Here is a 19,810-nt window from a genome sequence, read left to right as displayed (position 1 = left end):
AATTTATGAAATTTTTATAATTTTAATAAAGGAATTTATCAGATTTTGAATGAAGTTAGATATTTTCCCATATTGATGCACTAATATAGTATTCTGTCAAGATAATTTAGATGCGTTTCCCCTGCGGCTGATCCTGATGTACTATTTCGGCTTTGTCCTTCCACAGACCCAGATGTAGTGACTTTGCTGAAGGAAAGACCAAAGGTACTAGAATTAGTTCGTTTGGTGATGGTTCAGGAACTTTCTGATGAGCAGCTTGGTAAAATTGAGCATTTTATTAAGCGAGATATATTAAGAGAAACTTCCTCGGATACAATACTCACTGTATCTGAGTAACTCAAGCCTAGCTCTCCCCGCAGTAAGTGAGGAGGAATACGAGGAGAATTTTTATTAGCACATGAAAGCAAAACAGTTGCCGATTCCTGATTTAGAAGATAATACGGAAGATTACACTATTTCTGATGGTTGTATCCTTGACTTTATTAGTGGTGAGAAAAGTCTCAAGGACACGCCAAAAGAACAAGTGCGTCAACGGATTGCAAGGGCTTTGTTTCACGAGTATGGAATTTCGGTGGAAGATATGGCGGCTGATTTTCCGGTTTCTATTAATGGGAAGCGGAAAAAGCTGGATATTGCCATTTTTCACCACGACCAGGAGCATACAGTTCAAAATTTAAGTCGAGTGGTGGTTTGTCGCCAAGAACCAAAGGTCGGCAGAAATGCAGTGAGGATTCGAGATTACGACCAAGCAGCGAAGGATTTAGAAGAACTAGAAACCATCATGGAGCATATTGACTTCTGTAAGTATGGTTTGTGGACGAATGGTTTAGAGTTCTTTTACTTAGAGAAGCAAAAAACGCGGTTTGAAGACCGGTTTGAGCCGATAGGTGATTGGCCACCTGCGGATGAATCTTTGGACACACAGGAAGTAGTTTCTAGTGCGCGTACCCGCAAGGCTGATCCAGAAATGCTGCGTGTGGCTTTCCGGCGCTGCCATAATTTTATTCATGGTAATGAAGGAATGCCCAAAGATGCGGCATTTTGGCAGTTCTTATACTTGATTTTCTGCAAAATGCACGATGAGCAGAAATCACTTCGCGGTCAAAGGCGATTTTGGGCAGGGCCGAAGGAGCAGTTCGATACTGAGGGGCGTAAAGAAATCCGCTTGCGGCTTATACCTCTGTTTGAAGAGGTGAAAAAGAATTACAGCAATCTTTTCAGGGGAAATGAGGAAATTACTCTTTCTGACCGCGCCCTTGCTTTTATGGTTTCTGAATTGGCAAAATATGACTTTACACGTACAGATGTAGATGCTAAGGGTGCGGCTTATCAAGAAATTGTCGGCGCTAATTTACGGGGCGATCGCGGACAATACTTCACGCCACGGGGTATTATCAAACTGGCTGTGGAAATGCTTGACCCCAAAGAAAATGAGCGAATTTTAGATCCAGCCTGTGGAACTGGGGGATTTTTGGTGGCAGTGCTGGCGTATATGATGAAAAAGTTTCGGGAAGAAGCGAATGTGCCAGTAGGATTAGAGACTACAGAGGAGTTTCTATCTGTCAATGGACGGTTGCGCCAGTTTGCCGAGAAACAAGTGTTTGGTGCGGATTTTGACCCATTTCTAATTAAAGCTTGCCAGATGAATATGGTGATGGCAGGAAATGGCAGGGGTCATCTTTATCATATCAACTCTGTGGATTTCCCTAACGGACATTTAGATGGGTTAGAACCAGCTAAAAAAGAAATTCCCCTAGAATCAATTGATGTGTTGTTGACTAATCCGCCTTTTGGTTCTGATATTCCAATTACGGATAAAAATACACTCAAGCAGTTTGAATTAGCTTACAATTGGGAACGGACGGAGGATGGTAGTTTTCGCAGAACTGGTACACTCAAAGGCAGTGTTGCACCAGAGATACTATTTATTGAGCGTTGTCTGAACTGGCTAAAACCGGGGGGAAGGATGGGGATTGTTTTACCAGATGGCATTTTGGGCAATCCTGGAACTGAATATATCCGGTGGTGGATTCTGCGTCATTCTTGGGTATTAGCTAGTGTGGATATTCCAGTTGAAGCATTTATTGTAGAAGCGAATGTAAATATTCTCACAAGTTTGCTGTTTCTGAAGAAGAAAACCAAAGAGGAAATTAGGGCTGAGGATTTAGGAGGTAAGACAGACTATCCTGTATTTATGGCAGTGGCAGAGAAGGTAGGATTTGACCGTCGAGGAAATACGCTTTATAAACGGACTCCTGATGGTGAAGAAATTGTGGTTGTCAAAGAGAAAATAGAAAAAATTCGGATTGGGGAACGTATTATTGAACGTCCTTTAAAACGAAAAGAAAAGATACTCGATGATGACTTGCCTGTAATTGCCGAAAAATATCGAGAGTTCCGTCAACAATACCCAACTCCAGGTATATGATTTCTCGAATAGAAGCATTTAAATATCGCTGCTTTGACCGACTTGATATTAAACTCGGTCAATATCATGTTTTAGCTGGTGCAAATGGCACGGGTAAAAGTACGCTGCTTGATATTCCTTTATTGTTGGGCGAAATTCTATCACAGGGATTAATCCCAGCTTTTTTAGAATCTCCTTCTATTGGTGGCAGTCCAAGAGCGCAAAATTTACAAGAATTACTGCATTATGGCAGAGGAAATTATTTTGGTTTTGCCATAGAAGCTGATTTACCTGAAGAAATTATTATTAAATTGCTCGAAGATGCACCACCCACGGTTCTAAAAGATAAAAATAGGCATCCTCGAAGTATTAGATATGAAATTCGGTTTCAAATTTTTAATAATATTGAGCTTCATGTAACTGATGAATTTTTATATATTGTTCCGCAGAAGGTTTCTGAACCGAAAGAAGGCTGGGGAATAGGAGGTAAACGTCCTCGTTACTGGCACACAATTATTGAGCGGGAATCTGGTTTACCAACAATTCTGAAACAAGAAGATCGAAGCCGCTCTAAAATCAACTTGCGACTGGAACCCCAGGAATTAGCTTTAGCAAATTTACCCAGTGATATTGATAAATTTTCTGCGTCTATTTGGTTCAGAAATCTTTTAGAAAAAGGCGTAATGCGTTATGAACCAAGTTGGTCAGTGCTGCGGAAGGCTTGTCCGCCTGGACAGCCTAAAACCTTGCGTAAAGATGGTTATAATTTGCCTTGGTTAGTGCTGAATTTGCAGCAGGAACAGCCAGAGTTATTTGAGTCTTGGGTAGAACACATTAAAATGGCTTTGCCTAATGTTATGGCAATAGAAGCTATTCAACGTGAAGAAGATTATCACGCTTACCTCAAATTAACTTATTGGGGTAATCATGTTGTGACTTCTTCAGGATTATCTTACGGGACTCTGCATATTTTGGCACTGACTATTTTGCCCTACCTACCTCAACCCCATAGTCTAATTTTCTTGGAAGAACCGGAAAATGGTATTCACCCTAGAGCAATTGAGGTAGTATTACAATCTTTGAGTTCGGTGTACGATTCTCAAGTTTGGGTATCTACACATTCTCCTGTAGTATTGGCATATACTGAACTAGAATCAATGATTGTGATGCGAGCTAGTAAGGAAAATGGTGCAGAGGCGATTCCCGGAAATAAACATCCGCGTTTACAAGATTGGCAGGGAAGTATTGACCTTGGTTCTCTGTTTGCAGCAGGGGTACTGGGATGAGAGATTGTATCTTCTTGGTTGCTGATAAAAATATGGAAGCTGCTTTTACAGGTTTTTTTACCAGAGTGCAGTTCCATAGAAGTCTGGGAATTAGGCAGTTTGCATTCGACCCACAACAGGATATTATTGTTGAAGCGGGGAGTGATCCAGGTGTGTATACCCGCGCCCATCAATTAATTCGTCCTTATCAAAAAACTCATCGTTATGCTGTTGTAGTATTAGATAATGCTTGGGATGGGTCGCCTGGAGTAGAAAAAATTACTAATAATATTATGGAAAATCTTATTGATACTGGTTGGGATGAAGAAAATTGTGCCGTGATTGTAATAGATCCAGAACTAGAGATTTGGATATTACAGGATAATCGCAATGTAGAAGAGGCTTTTCGGTTTAAACAAGATATCTCTTTAAGAAAGTGGTTAGAAGAAAAAGGGTTATGGGATGCTTCGGCGTTGAAACCTGCTGACCCGAAGAAAGCTGTTGAAGATGCTTTGAAATTATCCAGAACTCCTCGTTCATCAGCTATTTATAAAAATATAACTAGCAAAGTTTCTGTTAAAGGATGTACAGATACAGCATTTCAAATGTTGTGCATTAAAATGCAGGAATGGTTTCCATTTGATGAGGGTCAAGCATGAAAACTACTAAGCTAGACTTTCCAGTAATGTCTTCTTGGATGGAAAGTAACGGGCGGCGTTTGGATTGTAACCCTTACCTTTCAGGGGCTTTTGAAGCTAAGGTAATACTTGAAAAACTATCAGCGAAGAAACAACCTTTGCATGAAGTTACAAAGGGAGGTCTAAACGGAATTTTTCATGCTGGTCGTGAGCGTCGTCAATATGTAGATGATCCAGCTTATGGTGTTCCTTTCCTGGGGAGTACAGATATTCTTGCGGCTGATCTTTCTTCTCTATCTCTTTTGTCAAAAAAGCAAGTAGCAGCTAATCCAAATTTTGCTATTCAGGAAGGATGGACTCTCATCACCCGTTCTGGGACTATTGGCAGAATGGTTTATGTACGATCAGATATGGCAGGAATGGCTTGTACTGAACACGCTATGAGAGTTGTTCCCGACGTTGATAAAATTTTGCCAGGTTATTTATATGCTTATCTCAGTAGTAAATTCGGAGTTCCTCTTATTATCTCAGGAACTTATGGTTCAATAATTCAAAGTATTGAACCTCATCATATTGCTGATTTACCAGTACCAAGATTAGGGGCAGATATTGAAGAAACCGTAGATGAATTAATTAAAGAAGCTTCTATTAAGAGAGCAAAAGCATTAAATATTTTGTATGAATCAGATAAAATATTAGAAAATAAAATACAGCTACCTCGATTACCAGATTTACATGAAATATCTAAACCTCTAGTAGCAGGGGTTAGTTCTAGCTCTCTAAGAATGCGCTTTGATGGTGCTTTTCATTCACCTTTAGCCTTAGAAGCAGAAAAGGCAATTACAAAAGCTAAATGCGATATTCTAACTCTTGCTCATAGCTCTGTTAATCAAAATCTATTTAAGCCAAATATTTTTAAAAGACAGTGGGTAGAATCAGAAAATTATGGACCAGCGTTTGTAAGTGGAAATGATATTTATCGAATGAGTCCATCACCAGAGAGATTTGTTAGTAAGAAATCTAAAGATATTGAAACTTATTTGCTAAAAAAAGGTTGGATCGTTTTTCAAGCAGCAGGACAACTTAATGGAATATTTGGATGGCCAATTTTAGTAAACTCACATCTTGATGGGATGTTCTGTGCTGATGATGTATTCAGATTAGTTCCTCATAATGAGGCCGATGCTGGCTACATCTATGCTTATTTGAGAAGTAATTATGGTCAAAGACTTCTTAAAAGACAAGCTTATGGTTACAGTATTCCCAGAGTAGTTTCTGAACACGTAGAACAAGTTATCATTCCTTGGCCAGATGAAAAAACTCGGCAATCAATTGGGCAACCAGTCTTTAATGCTTGGGAAGATTTAGCTAAGGCTATTCAAATAGAAGCTCAGGCAGTAAAAATAGTTGAAAGTAGTATTGATAAGGGAGGTGCTTAATGGCTGCAAAAGTCATCGCTATTGGTCAACCTGTCAACGACTCTGAACGTCAAGCAATTAAATTTCTTCGTGATAATTTACCCGATACCTACACAATAATTCATAACTTTGAAATCCCTCAAGGCAAAGAAAAGTATGAAATAGACCTAGCCATAATTGCCCCTCACAGCATATTTATAGTTGATGTCAAAGGTATCCCCGGACTAATTGATATTTATAATTCAAAATGGTATCCACAAGGACGCGACCATATTGGCGCACCATTAGCAAAGTGCAGACAAAATGCTAAGGTGATCAAGGCTTTAATTCGTGATACTTATCCTATCAAAACAAACCTCAAAGATATTCATGTCCATGCTGCAATTTTAATGACAGCCCCTAACTCTCATGTCGAGGCTCATGGGAGTTCAGATGAGGATGATATCACTTACCTTAATCAAAAATGCTTAACTTATTTCAAAGGCAAAGGTCATATTCCTAGCCATCGTTTGCAGGATATTCGCTCATTTCATGCTGACATTGAACAAGCAATTGTTGGTAAAGCCCGTCCCAAATCTGCGCCTCCTATTTACCGTGAATGGCAAATAGAAGAGGAACTGGGAGGAAATCCAGATAAATATACAGAATATCGCGCCAAGCATATTTTTCTCGGTAAACGCGGCGGAATAGCCCGACTGCGTGTTTATGAAGTTGACCCCTACCAAGAGCATAGCATCCGCGATCGCCAGCGCAATCTGATTAGTAATGCTTATCGTTCAATGGTGCGGATGCCTGGTCATCCAAACATCTTAAAAATAACAGAATTTTTCTCCACCGAAGCGGAAGATAAATTCATTTTAGTTATAGAAGATATAGCAGCAGAACCTCTCAGCCAACACATTAGAAAACCTAATTTAGCACTTACTTTTGACCAAAAGATTGGCATTATCCAAGATATTCTCTCAGCCCTTAACCACGCCCACAAATACGAAGTTATTCACCGCAACCTTACACCAGATGCTATTTTAGTCACACCTGATGGTAATGCGCGGCTGACTGGTTTCGACTATGCCAGGGTGACAAAAAACCGCAGCAGTACGATTGCAGAATATATTGTAGATAAGCTTGACTATAACTACCAAGCACCTGAATGTTACCGCGACCCCAGCCAAGCCAGTATCGCCTCAGATTTATTCTCGGCTGGGTTGGTGTTTTACGAATTATTAACAGGACAAACGGCTTTTGAGAATACTGCCTTTTTGGAATGCGATGCTATTTTTCCAAAAAAACCATCCTCCTATAAACCAGACCTCCCAACAGGTATGGATGAATGGTTGCAAAAACTTTGCGCTTTTGACCCTGAAGAACGCCTTATAAGTGCAGCAGTTACACTGGTGGAATTCAACAATATCATCACACCAAAATCACCAGTTGTACCTCAGCCCAACACGGGAGAAACCCCTAAATCTTTAGCTGAAATAGACTTGCAGAATTTACCCGCAGATTATATTCTTGACGAGCTATTTATTATTCAAAAGCGTCTCGGTCAAGGTGGATTTGGTGTAGCCTACAAAGTATTTGATTCGATGGGTGATAGGGATTTAGTAATGAAACTTATCACCCGTGACAAGCAATCAATTTACCAACGTTTAGTACGAGAATACAAAACACTGCTAAATATTCCCGAACATCCTTATATTGTCAAAGTTATTATTGCTGGTAAATTGCCAGATGATACACCATACATCCTATTTGATTACATTGATGGTGAAGATGTAGAAAACCTTCTAGGAAAAGAAGCCCTTTCCTTGGAAGATGCAGTAAAAATTGCACGACAAACTGCCGCAGGTTTGGCACATCTGCACGAAAATGGTGTGTATCATCAAGATATTAAGCCTTCTAACTTGTTACTCACAGATAAGGGAGTCCGCATCATTGATTTTAACGTTGCTGTCTCAGAACGAGATGAAAGCATGACAGGCGGCGGAACTAGGGCATATATCCCACCGGATTTTGACTTGACTTTAGATTTAGACGAAATTGATCAGGCGCAAAAAATTGACCGCGATATTTATGCACTGGGAATTACTCTCTATGAGTGCATTACAGGTAAATATCCTTTCGACGACCAAGACCCCAGACTAAGGCGAGACAAGCAACCCCGCGATCCACGAAGTTTTACTGCTTGTAAGGATTTGAGTGAAGAACTAGTGCAATTCTCGATGAAAGCGATCGCACCGCGCAGGGTTGATAGATTTTCTGTTGCTAAGGAATTTGCTGAAGCGTTAGATGCAATTAAACACCCTAGAAAGGTGTCTCAACCTACCCAGCTAACAACTGAATCCCTCCCAGCGACCTTAACAGATACCTCTAAACCTAATTTTAATCCCTTTGTTAGCCATCTGCTTACCTTGTACAGCCAGAGTCAACAAACCAATGCTGGAACAAGGGGATTGGATAAAATAGGGGAACTAACTTATGTCCCTACACTTTTAGACCAAGCATTACAACCTGCAATTTTAGCGGGTCAATTTAACTTAGTGATTATTTCTGGTAATGCCGGTGATGGTAAAACAGCCTTTATTCAACAGTTAGAAAAGCAAGCTGAGAAAGAAAACACTAAATTGCAACGGGGACTAAACGGTTCGGAATTCCAAATAGAAGGACGAATTTTCTTTACCAATTACGACGGTAGCCAAGATGAAGGGGATAAAGTTAATAACGAGGTACTGTTAGAATTTTTAGCTCCCTTCCAAGGGTCAAATACACAAGTTTGGCAAACCAACGAAACGCGGTTAATTGCAATTAATGAAGGTCGCTTAGTTGACTTTTTATCTGAACATGAAAGCCGCTTTCCCAAACTCACTAAAATCGTCAAAAATGGTATAAAAGGTGCAGATCCCCAAGAGGGTGTTGCCGTCATTAACCTTAATCTTCGCTCAGTAGTCGCTAACTTGGGTGAAGAAAATAACTCAATTTTTGATAGATTAATCCGCCGCATGACTGAGCCGCGTTTTTGGAAAGCTTGCGGTAGTTGCGACTTGAAAGAAAGATGTTATATCTTCCACAACGCCCAAACCTTCATGGATGAGAAAGCAAGTCCCAAGGTGATTGAAAGGCTCAAAACCTTATATACCATCACCCACCTGCGGGGACGCTTACACATAACCTTGCGCGATTTACGTTCAGCTTTAGCCTTCATGCTGGCGGGAACAAGGGATTGCGACGAGGTTCACGAACTTTATCACCAAAGCACTCCCTAAGCACGACAAAACATCCTTGATGGCTTTTATTTTAATTCTTGGATGGGAGGTATAGAGGGTTCCGGTGATCGCCTCATTTCCCTGCTGCGAGAAATTGATCTTGGAGAAACCAGCAATCCCAGTCTTGACCGCAGTTTTGCCTTTTTGAAACCCAGTGCTAAAGAAATGGGACGGTTTAACTTCTCAGACCGCAGCCGCAATGATGATCATTTATTACAAAGGGCGTTCGATGAACTACCTCGTGACTATCGAAGTAAAATCGAAGAAAATGGTCAAAAAGTATACAAACAATATATTGCTATGCTACGACGGCGGCAATACTTTGAACGCCGTGATTCAGGATGGCAACGAATGCTACCCTACCGTCATTTTGAATATTTTTTAAAGTTAGTAACAAAACAGGAAGACTTAACTAAGGAAGTGCAACTACTTCTACGCGCTATCAACAGGGGTGAAGGTTTGAGAAACCCATCTCGCCTTGGGAATAAACTAGCCCTAAGAGTCCGCCAAGTCAATAACGGTACTATTCGCAGTTACCGTGTATTTGATAGTCAAACTTTTAGCCTTCAACCGCATGAAGCTAGAGGAATTACTGCTTTTATAGAATTTTTACCACAAACCTTATTCCTTCAGTATGATTCTTTGATGAGCCATAATGCAAAGTTAAGTATAAACTTGGATGTATATGAAATGCTGAAAAGACTTGATGAGGGCTATCGTCCCAGCGTTGAAGAACAACAGGGGTTTTACCGGAGTTTGGCAGTATTCAAAAATCTCTTAGCTTCAGCCCCGTATCAAGAAGTTTTGCTCACAGAGACTGGACAAGATTTTTATAATATCAGCCGCGATGAAGCTGGTAACTTATCGCTCAAACAAGTCCAGGAGGAAATTTAATGGGACTCGATAATAAAAAAGACAAAGATTTTGCACTAGACAAAATCAGTTACGTTAACTTCAAACATATTGAAATTGACCGTACTTTACTTAATTTATTTCCTCGACTAAAATTTGATGGCTATCCAAGTAGAGTTAGAAATTCGAGCCTTCTATTCACAGTTGAGAAATTTTTAGAAGAATTTATAGATGATAAAAATCAATCCAAATTTATTGGTTTTGCAGAGCATAAAGATATTGTCTCTAAATGGTTAGAAACTGATTTATTGGATTTAGCTAATCGAGGAAAATCAAATCAAGCTGTTGTATCACCTCGTCCTTTACACGGTAACGCATACAAATATAGAAATACCAAATATGCTAAAGATGAAGGATCTTCTGAACAAATTTATTGGATGATTTATTATGCTCGTAAGGGTTTGGGTCAAGCTGCAAGGGATGCGTTGAAGGATTTTATTTTTGCGGGGCTTGACCAACAAACTGACCTTATTTTGCTTTCAGACCAAAGAATTGATGTAGAAACTCAGGCAATTCTACATTTTGATAAGCAAGTGAAAAAAGATGCTGAAGACCGTTCCAAAGAACCGGAAAGATATTCTCCCCTTTGTATTGGTCAAGCAGACTTACTAGCAGATGATATTCTGCGTTTGCTGACCTATGAAAATTATATGCCTCGGTCAGTTCTGGTGGATTACCTGAAAACCCTGTTGTCTTTCCACTTAGCCCTTTACCACCTGCGTCTGATGAAACTTTTACCAGCGTTAGTAAAGCGGCGTGGAAGTGACCCGACGTGCGATCGCTGTCCGGTAAACCCCAGAATATCTTCACCGCATGGTGATTGTCCGCACCGTATCGGGCTAGTAGTTGATATGGGCGACCCCACCAACCCCCACATGACTGAGTTGGCTCGTCATAGTGCAGATAGTCATTACCGCCGCATACCAGGTTATATTGAAGCTCATTTCATTACTAAGAAATTGGATGAAATGGCTGAATATTTAAGAACAAGAAATAAATTATCACCTGCTGGAAATCATTTCTCTGTTGGAGAAGTTTTACAACTTTTACATTCTTCTAAAAATAAAGAGCGAGAGGATTATTTTAAATCAAGAGTCACACCCCTGATAGAAAGGTATCAGCAAGGAGCAGAATCGTCTATTCCTCCAGAAGTACAGCGCATTATTAATATGAATTTAGGAGAATTTGATACTTACATAGAAATAATATTAGCTCTTCGAGGTAGTTACCATCGGGAGGCGATTATCAAATGCTTAGACGCTTTTTTATTAAAAAATAGTGATTTAGGTTTGCTACGCCAATCTCGTGCCAAGGGTAGCCCTCGCTGGTTTGCTCTGGGAAGTCGATTACTTGAAGTATTATTACAAATTGCTGTTTTAGAACCTCAAGGAACAAGCTTTGTGACCCGTGAAATTAGAGTTGATGAACTGTTAACATTGCTACGCGATCGCTATGGCCTCTACATTGACCGCTTACCCCCTGGTGATGGCTTCGGACAACCCAGCATTGTAGATCAACAGGCACTGCGAAAAAATGTTACAGCTTTTAAGACTCGTCTGCGCGAAATTGGATTTTTCCAAGACCTCTCGGATGCCTATGTTACCCAAACCGTGACTCCTCGTTATACCATAACTACTGATAACTCAGGGAGGTAACAGATGAGCCAAGGTTTTCAGGAACTTCAGGATGATGAATTAACTCAAGCCTTAGAATTATTATTATTGCCGCGCCTGAGAGATATTCTTGCTTCACGCAGCAAAGGTCATTGTATGCGAGTCGCAGATTTAGACTCACATCTAATGATTGTACTGACACGCAGCTTGCGCCGAGAAATCCCAGAAGCACAGAGTTTTATTTTGAATGGTAATGGTCAAAATACTGACGATACAGATTTATATATTTCATCTACCAAGTTAATCGAACTACGCAACCCTTTACCTGATGGTTCATTGAGACCACCATTACTGGTATTTTTACCCTCCAATTTGCAAACAAATGCAGAAGATTCCTTCAACGTTGCATCATTTGAAGAAATTTCTTTGGCTGATGTTTATCAACAACTGGTTCAAAAACTCATTCAGCAAGTTCCGACACCCCTACAAGGTTATGTTAAAGAAATTTTGAGGTATTTAACCCAAGAAAAATGGCGTTGGACTAATGCAGTAACACAAGCGCGTTTTTTGCAAACAGCAGTAATTAATGGAATAGATGGAGATACCCTTGGTGCTGCATTATATGAATTGGGCTTGGTTCCAGATTTTCATTTGTTTGATGAACCTGCAACTACCACTTTTAAAATCCGCAAGAATTTAGAATCGATGCAAAAACTTACCTTAAATTTTGATAAATCAATTCGGGGTAGAGTTTTAGATTTAGAGTTAACAGACAAAATATTTCAAAATAGATTAACTGAATTTTTAGTAGAAGTAGGTTTAGAAGACCCTCGTATCTGGACTAAGCAAGTTGTAATAAATCCAAAAAATTGGGATATTTCTTTTGATAAATGGAAATTTCAGGAAGAAGTTAGTCCTGACAAAGTATCGATAGAAGTTCTAGATATTGGGCTAACATTTATTCAAGATAACGCAACTAATCAAAATTTACAAAGCCTAATTGGTCAACAAGTATTAGTTCCCAAAGAGCAGAAAAAATTTAAAGTTGAATTTAAGGTAGATCCTCACCCTCAACAAATAGAAGGGTTAAATCACTTTACTGTCCAAATTATGACGCAAGATGGTTGTACTGTTGGAAGTGCTAAAAAAGTTAAAGCATGGACAACAAAAAAAACAACTAAAAGTGTTACTTTAGATAAACTCGATCAATTTGAATTTGAAGAAGGCTGGCATTCTGTTAGGGTTTTACCTTGGACAGAAAATGATGATCCAATACGTTTAACTGAACCAGATATAAATTCAAGGTTGGGCAAGATAAAACCTTATGAAAGTGAATTATTTTATGTACTTCCAAATACTGAAATTGATGCAGAACCACCAACAATCAAGTTTTTTGAAGAAACAAGTTTAGAACACGCTAAACTGAAGCTTCAGTTTGCAGCTATTTCGGAGCGTCGTGATCCCAAAGCAGTTACTCTTAAAGATGTAGTTTGGGCTGAGAAAAGTAGCAAAACTCGCAGAACATTCCAAGAAGCCTTAGAAGTTAAATTTGGTCGGGATGGCAAATTTCGTATTCCTATAGCACCATGCTTAAAAGATTTGGAACTGGCAATATTAACATCTCCACAAAGTCCTGTAAGTTGGAAATTACAGGTCAGCATGGGTCAAGTTGGTTCTCCCTTACCAGATATTATTGATTTTCCAAAATCAGGACTAGCATCAAGTTTTTTATCAACCCGTGCTGATTATTTCGCCGCCGTTCTTTCAGAGGACAAGAATTTCATTTCTCAGGCAGTTAATTTTAGTGATTTAAAAAACTATTGTTATGAGTATGCTGCTGCATACAGAGAAATATTAGTTGACTTGTGCCGTAAAGTAGAAAAAAGCAATGGTTCAGATGGGCAGTCTCTAAGTGATTTGAAAAAACTACTTTTGGTAGATACCGTGCGCTTAGAAGTTATAGACTTCCGGGGACAAACACGAGAAGCTATATTACTGGGTCCAACCCATCCGTTACGTGCCTTATGGCTAACTACATGGAGTCAAGTTGCACAGTCCTGGATTACTGCTGCCTACAATGGGCAAGAAGAATATGTGAGTTCTACGCGAGATAGCATTTTGCGGGGGTTTGTACCTTTAAATGTACCCCCTACTTTGCCCCTAACTGATGGCAGAGTTTTCATTACCGTTGATAATATTAATTTCTTTTGGTCGCTGTATGCCCAATCAACCGAAGAAAACACACGCGGCTTGTTAGGTGAAGTCTGTACTGCTTTTGGACTACCAGAACCTACTATTGGTGCTGCGGTGAATGCTGAAGTTTTAGCTTCTCGGATTGAAAGGTATTTGGCACAAAACCCTTATATCCGCACACTCACTATTAATGCCTTTAACTCAGGTCGTGCCACCATCCTTGCAGATGCCATTATTTTATTGCAAAAGCGTGAAGCATTTCGCAATTTACGGTATGAAATTCGCTTATTTGTCCCTGACCCAGAAGTACCAGGAGTTGGTGAAGCCATAGAACAACTCCTTACACCAACTGCCAACATAACTTCAGAAGTAGTTGATGCTTTTTCTACATCTAGCGGAAATTATTTATTTCCAAAGTTAAGTTTGGCAGTTCATTCCGTTAATGATTTTCGTAACCTAGAATCAGAAAATAAATACCAAGCCCACATCAGCATACTGGTAGATTTATTTCCTGCAAAAGAAATTGGTTCAGCGCCACCCTTTCAACCAAAAGAAATTGCATCATTACATGGTTTAATTCAAGACTTTGTTATCGAATTCCAAGATGATGAAAGCGGTACTTTTTGGCGGCGACAACCGTGTCATGGAAAGGCACTTACTCTTCCTGGTGCGGAAAGCTTGATTGATTTACTGGCTGAGTTACCGAAAATAATATCCGGCGCAACTGCTACTGTTGCTACAGGGATACCAGCTTTTGAAAATCGTCCGGTGGTAACGTTGGGTCTAAATGCAGAACAACGGGAATTATTGCACCATATTCATAATGTCTGTGATTGGGTCTTCACCATTGATCGTAATATCGGCATTGAATTTTTTGATCATGGTGGTCAGAGCGATCGCCCGCCTTACTTGGTTGACTATGTTCCTGATTCTACTGCTAGTGTTGGACATCGATTGGTCATTACCTCGCGCTCTTTATCAGAACTGGAATCAGTATTGTCCCAGGTACTAGAGCGACACGGATTAAAAGCAAAAGAAAGAAATACGCAGCTTATCCTTGAGCAGATGCGATCGCTTTCTGGACGATTAGCATTAAAACTAATTTCATCTGCTAACCAGCAAACAGAGGCACTTGGGTTAGCTTTAGCTCGTCTATTTTTGCAGTATCAAGGAGCATTATCAAACCAAATTATACTACCGCTTGATGCCCATATAGAACTATTTCAAAAAGCAAAGCAGCAAGCAGAAGCTTTGGGTAACTCAGTTACCCTTCAAAGGACAGATTTAGCACTTTTCGATCTAAATATCACAACTCGAACTATAGTTTGTAATTTGGTTGAGGTAAAATGCTATGCACAAGTAGGAAGTGTTAGTGATTTCAATCGATTGAAAGATGAAATTTCAGAACAAATTAATCAATCTAAAAATGTTTTATGTCTACACTTTGAACTACAAGAAAGACCAGATTTTCTACTAAAAATTCGTGAGTTTGCAACTATATTGGAATTTTACTTAGATCGATCTTTACGATATGGAGTAATCGATAAAGATGCTGCCAATGAAGCTAGAAGTCTACTAACAACTTTAGAAGATGGTTATACGTTACAATTTACTCAAAGTGCGCTAATTTTTGATTTTCAAAAACCGGGAACTGAACCACCAGAGTATGACCGAGGAATTGAATTTCATCGCATCGGTATTGATTTAATTGAAGAATTGGTTGCTTTAGCAGAACCAGCCCTCACACAAATCACTCAACACTCTGAGCAAGAAGAAATTCAACAAGAGTTAAAACAAAGGGACGTTACAGACTCAATACCCCGTCTGGTTTCAGCCGCTTTTCTTGTCCCATCAAGGGAACGCTCTACAACTTGTGATGATTTTACAAAGGATAAAGAACAAAATATTTCCCCAAAACAAGAACAGCCTGAAATATCCACTTTATTAGTTAAATCAACAGAAAATTCTCTTGAAGTATCCTCAAATTTGGATAGAGAAATCGAAGCTTACAAAGTAGAACCTGAAACACAAAAAGAACATCAAGATATCTTTAAACCTGTTGAGGTTATTAAATCATCAGAAAATATTGTCTTATCTTTACCACCAGAGATAGAGACTGATGATACACCTCAAACTGAACTGAATTATGACATAATGCTTGGTGTTCAATCTCCAACACCCCAGTATGGAATTTTAGGAGAAACGTCTGGGCGTAAGGTTGCCTTAGACTTGAATCAAACTCATACCATCAGCCTTTTTGGAGTTCAGGGAGCAGGAAAAAGTTACACATTAGGGAGCATTGTTGAAATGGCTTGTATGCCCATTTCAAATATCAATATTTTACCAAGTCCTTTAGCAACTGTAATTTTCCATTACAGTCAAACCCAAGATTACAAACCAGAGTTTACCTCAATGGTTTCTCCCAACTCCGAGTCTGCTCAGGTAGCTCTGTTAAGGGAAAGATTTGGGGCAGAACCAGCCGCGCTTAACGATGTCGTAATTCTTGTTCCCTCTGCAAAACTTGAAGAAAGAAAAGCTGAGTACCCAAATATAGAAGTTCTTCCTCTTACCTTTGCTGCATCAGAACTAAAAGCTACACACTGGAAATTTTTGATGGGTGCTGTTGGTAGCCAAAGTATGTATTTGCGTCAAATCAACCAAATTATGAGAAGACTACGCGACCAAATAACTTTTCAAGAAATTCTCCAAGGCGTAGAAAACTCTTCTCTATCAGATCATTTAAAAGATTTAGCAAGAACTAGATTAGAATTTGCAGCGTCCCAGATTATAAACCAGAAGACACAATGCCATTAACATCATCATTGTCTCTACTCTTTCGGGATTTTTCACAAACAAACTATCCGCGAAAAACAATGGGTCTTTGATAAATCTAAATCCTCGCTCTGTTGATTGCTGTTCTTTATATATTTTCAATATTTCTGTAGGTGTTAATTTGGTTGTGTCTAAAATATTCGAAGAATAAAATAAATCGACCACAAGAATTTTCATGTTTTTTGATTAACTCCTGATTTTCTATTAATTTACATCTCACTTGATAAACTACTGTTTGTCCTTTATTTAATTTTTCGGTAATTTCTATGTCAGATGTTTGATGATATTTTAATTTTGCTATTATGTCTTTAATTTTTAATTCTGCTAAAGATTTTGAACAAAAATCTTCTTTTTCTAACTTGACTAGCTGTTTATTAGTTTTTAGAAACTCTTCTAAGATTTTTTTGCTTAATTTCTTTAAATCTGCTTTTTTCCTTTCTGTGCTTTCAACTAATAACCATCTTTGCTCTATTCCCCCGTAAAATACTTTCTCTTCCTGATAGCTATATCCTTTGATATCACTTGGTTTCAGTTCTTTACTTATAAATGCTTTCACTAAGTTTTTGGCTTTTTTAATGGATAATGGTACTCGACTTATCCATTTCATGTTCGACATTAATTTTAAATTATTTTCACTATATAATGCACTATCAGCGACCATTATACTTTCAAAATCTATTTGTTTAGAATATTCCACTAAGATGTGAGCAAATACGGCTTTATCTGATTCGTTTCCTGATGCTCCTCTGAAAAATAAAGGTATATCTCCATCACTACTTACTATTAAATCTAATATACATTGTTTTAAGTCTGGGCGATGGTCACGGGAATAGCCCTGTGTGATATTAATCGGATTTTCTTTGTTTATTCCTTGTTCTTTATCTTCATTATTTACGCAGTTCTTATACTCTCCATGTAAATGTAATGAGCTTGAATCTAAATGGGAATATTTAGTTTCTATTCCAAATTTCTTGACTACTTCTAAGGCAATTATTAGGAATATTTTTGTTAATCCATATTTATAGAGCTTGTCCATTACTCTACCTATTTTATCATCGTTTAAATCTGATGCTTTTATTCCTTCCTTTATTAAATGTTCTATGGGTTTATCTTGAAAAAAATCAGGGAATAAATATAATGGTCTTGATACAAAACCCAGTCCATTGAGAATGATTGCTTTGACTACTTCGCCTGTATTTACTTTCTCTCTGATATCTACTAAGAATATCTCATTAATTTTTTCTACTATTCCTATCTCATCTATTATTCCTAAGTGATCTAAGTTTTTACTCTCAAATTCTTCTTTTTGGTAATTCATATTTTTGGGTATTTTGATTTCCTTCAGACTCATTTTCTCATTTTTTCTTCTGAATTTATTGTCAATACCTTATTACTCCCGGTTCGCTCATTTTTTTTGGAGTTCGAGAAATTGCCAAAAAAACAAGAAATCCAGGTGTCGTAATGGTTTTAGCGATTTCCCGAAATTTAGCTTGAACTACCACATCCGGCGCTAAAACTCTATTTTTATGCGAACTGCTTGCAGCAGCGCTTCGCTATCGCATAAAGTCTGTAGGGTAGTACATTTTTATCAAAGCCGAAAACCCTGATTAAATCGTTCAGCTTTTTTGTAACTCGATTTTAAATGGGCGAACCGGGAGTTATTAATTTCAATTTGTTGGCAATTTTTATATTACTGCCTATATTTATTGCCAACTTAGTTATGTGTTTATATTTAAGCTGTTTCTGTTACTTATTACACTTGTATCTGTACTACAAAATGAAGTGCGGAATGTGGGCTACTAATGTTCTTCCTCCTTTGATTAATCCTCCTGATGGTATTGGTGGTAATCTTAGTTTCCCACCTGGTTTTCTTCCTGGTTTCCCTCTTAGCAATAATACTTTTGGCTGGAAAGTGGTATAATTTGATTCAATAAATTCCCATAACAAAAGCCTCTCAAACTTAATTCAGAGGCTTTCAAGTATTTTTATACTGTTGTGGTGGTACGGTTTCATTACCTTCTCATGGATATTACTGGCGGATGATGGACGAACATCCATCAATGCGGATTTACGAGTTAGAAGATAAACAGGATTAGTAAAGCGAACTACTTGCAGCAGGGCTTACGCGATCACCTTCTTTTCAGCCCTTCCCAAAATAGGAATTAGCCACTCACTAATCACAAGCATCAATTACCTGTTCTTTATTGTGTAAAGAACAATGCCTAATTCAAAACAAGGATGGTAGCCTTTATCCTCTGGTTTATACATAAATAACTTACCAGCAGGACCAACATTGAATTTACTTAATTGCCTACTTAATCTGTGTATCGCCACCTTAAGAGGGGAGTTTTTGCTTGTTCCTCCCTCAAATTGAACTCCATTCTCATAAGTATAATCCCTAACAGATGAAGGATCATGCTCAGGAATATCATCTACTTGCGGTTTTGACTTACGTGGTGAACATTTATAATCTTGCTCACAAATAATTACCGGAGTTTGTAATTCAGTTTTTTTTGCCAAACAAGCTAATATTTGGAAAGCACTTGATTCGGCTTTTATTCCTGATAAAGGATCAAGTTTTTTAGAACCAGGCATTTCTAATAACACAGATTTTTCCTTCGCCCTCTCCCAAAAATTATCTAATATTTTCAGTTTAGCTTTCTCTGATTTACCTTTTTCCAGCAAAGGAGCTATGGACAAATATTGCTTTTTAGGCATATTCATCTGTTCAGCCATAGCCTGACGTTCATCGCTTGTGAACCCTAAACCAATTAAAACTTTTGGTGTGACTACAGAAGTGTTAGCAGATACATTAGGCTGGTTAAGTAAGTTTATTAGCCAGTCGTAAGAACCATCAGGATCTTCCTTTATATCTGATTTGTGAATGACATCAATAACTCCTTTTTGCCTCCGCAATTTTGCTGTTTCCCGTCTAAATAGTTGATTATCACCATCACTCAGAAAAACAGGGGCTGCTGTAACTACAATAATTTGTATATCAGAGCGTTGGGCGCAGATTTCTCGTATCACACCCGTTCCTTGCCATCGTTGGAGTTCTCTTTGCTCCTCAGTTTCAGAAGTAGGCGTAACATAGAGAATCTCATCAATTAGTGCAAACTTGACAGTTGGGTTTGTTTTAGCTATTTTGATAGCTTCTTTGGCATCTTGAGTAGAGTGACAGATAAAACCAGCTTGTTCTAATCGCCGTTCATGTAGCGCTACCCAAAGTTCATCATCATCTAGCACTAAAATACTGAAATCAATCACAT

The 19,810-nt window shown here is 38.6% G+C and carries 13 protein-coding genes; 10 read left to right on the top strand and 3 right to left on the bottom strand.

Annotated features, from left to right (window positions below; translation table 11 throughout):
• Positions 1 to 177 precede the first annotated feature (177 nt).
• The 9 genes from FJR09_RS10915 to FJR09_RS10880 all read left to right on the top strand — a co-directional run bounded on the left by FJR09_RS10915 (position 178) and on the right by FJR09_RS10880 (position 16,523).
• Positions 178 to 336, top strand: coding sequence for a hypothetical protein (locus tag FJR09_RS10915; protein ID WP_254433092.1), 159 nt, complete (start codon positions 178 to 180; stop codon positions 334 to 336).
• 61 nt (positions 337 to 397) lie between these two features.
• The gene (locus tag FJR09_RS10910; protein ID WP_015080841.1) at positions 398 to 2,428 is read left to right on the top strand and encodes an N-6 DNA methylase; all 2,031 of its coding nucleotides are present in this window, start codon (positions 398 to 400) and stop codon (positions 2,426 to 2,428) included.
• On the top strand, positions 2,425 to 3,693 hold the full coding sequence (locus tag FJR09_RS10905; RefSeq protein WP_015080842.1) for an AAA family ATPase: 1,269 nt from the start codon (positions 2,425 to 2,427) through the stop codon (positions 3,691 to 3,693). The genes FJR09_RS10910 and FJR09_RS10905 overlap by 4 nt, the downstream gene beginning before the upstream one ends.
• Positions 3,690 to 4,331: a hypothetical protein gene (locus FJR09_RS10900; protein ID WP_015080843.1), complete on the top strand. Its 642-nt coding sequence runs from the start codon at positions 3,690 to 3,692 to the stop codon at positions 4,329 to 4,331. The genes FJR09_RS10905 and FJR09_RS10900 overlap by 4 nt, the downstream gene beginning before the upstream one ends.
• On the top strand, positions 4,328 to 5,749 hold the full coding sequence (locus FJR09_RS10895; protein WP_015080844.1) for a type I restriction-modification system subunit S: 1,422 nt from the start codon (positions 4,328 to 4,330) through the stop codon (positions 5,747 to 5,749). The genes FJR09_RS10900 and FJR09_RS10895 overlap by 4 nt, the downstream gene beginning before the upstream one ends.
• A complete protein-coding gene (locus FJR09_RS10890; RefSeq protein ID WP_254433091.1) occupies positions 5,749 to 8,991 on the top strand; it encodes a protein kinase in 3,243 nt (1,080 codons plus the stop codon). Before FJR09_RS10895 ends, FJR09_RS10890 begins: the two co-directional genes overlap by 1 nt.
• Before the next feature lie 42 nt (positions 8,992 to 9,033).
• Positions 9,034 to 9,885 carry a hypothetical protein gene (locus FJR09_RS25145; protein ID WP_254433090.1) on the top strand — a complete coding sequence of 284 codons (852 nt, stop codon included), beginning with the start codon at positions 9,034 to 9,036 and terminating at the stop codon, positions 9,883 to 9,885.
• Entirely contained in the window at positions 9,885 to 11,558 is a 1,674-nt protein-coding gene (locus tag FJR09_RS10885) for a hypothetical protein (RefSeq protein WP_168651229.1), read from the top strand. The genes FJR09_RS25145 and FJR09_RS10885 overlap by 1 nt, the downstream gene beginning before the upstream one ends.
• Positions 11,559 to 11,561: 3 nt before the next feature.
• A complete protein-coding gene (locus tag FJR09_RS10880; protein ID WP_254433089.1) occupies positions 11,562 to 16,523 on the top strand; it encodes an ATP-binding protein in 4,962 nt (1,653 codons plus the stop codon).
• Here the strand turns inward: FJR09_RS10880 and FJR09_RS26140 are convergent.
• Positions 16,473 to 16,718 carry a transposase gene (locus tag FJR09_RS26140; RefSeq protein ID WP_371416383.1) on the bottom strand — a complete coding sequence of 82 codons (246 nt, stop codon included), beginning with the start codon at positions 16,716 to 16,718 and terminating at the stop codon, positions 16,473 to 16,475. The genes FJR09_RS10880 and FJR09_RS26140 overlap by 51 nt on opposite strands.
• A complete protein-coding gene (locus FJR09_RS10875) occupies positions 16,630 to 17,859 on the bottom strand; it encodes an IS1634 family transposase (protein WP_217361119.1) in 1,230 nt (409 codons plus the stop codon). The genes FJR09_RS26140 and FJR09_RS10875 overlap by 89 nt, the downstream gene beginning before the upstream one ends.
• A gap of 471 nt (positions 17,860 to 18,330) precedes the next feature.
• Here FJR09_RS10875 and FJR09_RS25840 point away from each other — a divergent pair, with 471 nt between their 5' ends.
• The gene (locus FJR09_RS25840; RefSeq protein ID WP_256369493.1) at positions 18,331 to 18,462 is read left to right on the top strand and encodes a hypothetical protein; all 132 of its coding nucleotides are present in this window, start codon (positions 18,331 to 18,333) and stop codon (positions 18,460 to 18,462) included.
• A gap of 269 nt (positions 18,463 to 18,731) precedes the next feature.
• On the opposite strand, the gene FJR09_RS10870 is transcribed toward FJR09_RS25840, so the two are convergent.
• Positions 18,732 to 19,808, bottom strand: coding sequence for a response regulator (locus FJR09_RS10870; protein ID WP_015080848.1), 1,077 nt, complete (start codon positions 19,806 to 19,808; stop codon positions 18,732 to 18,734).
• Positions 19,809 to 19,810 lie beyond the last annotated feature (2 nt).

This window comes from Dolichospermum sp. UHCC 0406, assembly GCF_009712025.1.
GTDB lineage: Bacteria > Cyanobacteriota > Cyanobacteriia > Cyanobacteriales > Nostocaceae > Dolichospermum > Dolichospermum lemmermannii.
This window is presented reverse-complemented; position numbering and strand designations above follow the sequence as displayed.